Source organism: Duganella sp. Root198D2 (genome assembly GCF_001428585.1).
In the GTDB taxonomy this organism is placed as follows: domain Bacteria; phylum Pseudomonadota; class Gammaproteobacteria; order Burkholderiales; family Burkholderiaceae_D; genus Rugamonas.
In genome coordinates this window covers 1-1,477 of record NZ_LMIC01000046.1, presented here as the reverse complement: position 1 = coordinate 1,477, position 1,477 = coordinate 1, and the positions used below count along the sequence as shown (strand labels likewise).

2 protein-coding genes are annotated in these 1,477 nt (G+C 53.8%); both read right to left on the bottom strand.

Features of this window, described 5'->3' with window-relative positions:
* Window positions 1-384: 384 nt before the first annotated feature.
* Window positions 385-807, bottom strand: a complete 423-nt coding sequence (locus tag ASE26_RS30910; protein WP_055933935.1) for a hypothetical protein — start codon at window positions 805-807, stop codon at window positions 385-387.
* An 8-nt stretch (window positions 808-815) separates the two neighbouring features.
* Complete coding sequence (locus tag ASE26_RS32015) at window positions 816-1,397, bottom strand: RHS repeat-associated core domain-containing protein (RefSeq protein WP_307146948.1); 582 nt, start codon at window positions 1,395-1,397, stop codon at window positions 816-818.
* Window positions 1,398-1,477 lie beyond the last annotated feature (80 nt).

Below are 1,477 nucleotides of genomic sequence, written 5' to 3'. Positions count from 1 at the left end.
TTCCGAGGCGGCAACTGCATTTCGCGGTGCGCCAGACCCTTGGTCAGGTTCCAATCAAACCGATTGAATTACCCGACAAGTAGTCTGACACAGGGGGGAGTGGTGTCGGTTCTGTTGTGCCGCCAAATGGGTATCGTAAATATTTCCCACCTTCATATATACCCACCGCAACCGCTCCAAACGGTCCCATCTTTGGAGCCCATAAATTCGGTGCCAGGTCTGACATTCGGACACGCGACCTGACTCTTTGATAAATATCAATACGCGAAATCGGTCAGATTCGCACGTTGAGATTTGTCATAAGAGTGCGCTCGCTGTCCGAATGACAGACCTGGCACTGGTTCCCTGGCACCGCTGGCACCGCGATCTCCGAACGGGCAATTTTCAGGCAGAAAAGGTACTTAGGCGCTGGCGAATCACAGGCCAGTCTTCATCAAGAAATTCCTTAGCATCGGGCCCCTGATTGGCTGCCGCAAGCAAAAGAGCCTCTATGGACGGCAAATGTACTGCTGTTCGATTTTCAACCGATTTAGCAATCAATCGATGAGCCAACTCGCTCGAATCATCGCTCGGCAACCCGTCTGCTACAGTCACCTCTGCGCTCTCGAATTCTTGCCGATGCCAACGCTTCAGCGAAGTTATTACACCATGTCCTACTTGAAGCGAGGCCTCATCAATACCTTCCGACATTAGTTCGCTTAAAGCCAACTCAACCACAAGTTGCGGCGCTGAATCAGGCCGCTCCGCCTTCACGATGCACAATTCGGAAGCTTCGTTCAAATAAATTTCAAGTTTTGGATAGCTCATATATTCGCTTACTTTCCTTCGCATGCTCTCAATGCATCGGCATATCTAGCGCTTGCTCGTCTTGCACAAGCGATATACGTTTTCGACCCTACACTCTTGTTGTAAGCACCGCACTCTGTCATATCAGCATGATAGTCATCATCGGCCTGTTTCTTACATTGCTCACTCGCCGTGCTGCTACACATCATGCTACCGATAGCGCCACCGATCTTAGAACCAGCCCATATCCCGCCGGCAGCACCGGCTCTACCGCCTACAGCCCCGCCAGCAGCGGCACCTGCGGCGCCACAACCAACCGTACCGACACCAGGAGCCAACAAGGTGCATCCCGCGCCAGCGGCGGCACCACCGACTACCCCACCCGCTGCCGTGCCCCCGTAATATCCGGCGGCACCGCCAATGGCGCCACCCACGGCTTTGCAAGCGGCCATACATGTCGAGTCCGCGTCCAGTCCCAAAGGATCGATATACGTCAGTGGATTCCCAAACACATACCCGTAGGTATTGATGCCACCATCCAGGCCGATAGGATCGGACTCGATATACCTCCCCGTCTGCGGATCGTAATCCCTGAAGTAGTTGTAATGTATTGGCCTTGACGCGAGTTCGTCGTAGACGCAGCAATTTCCCTATACGCTTCAACGACTTGCGCGCGCCCGCGCCGATATTC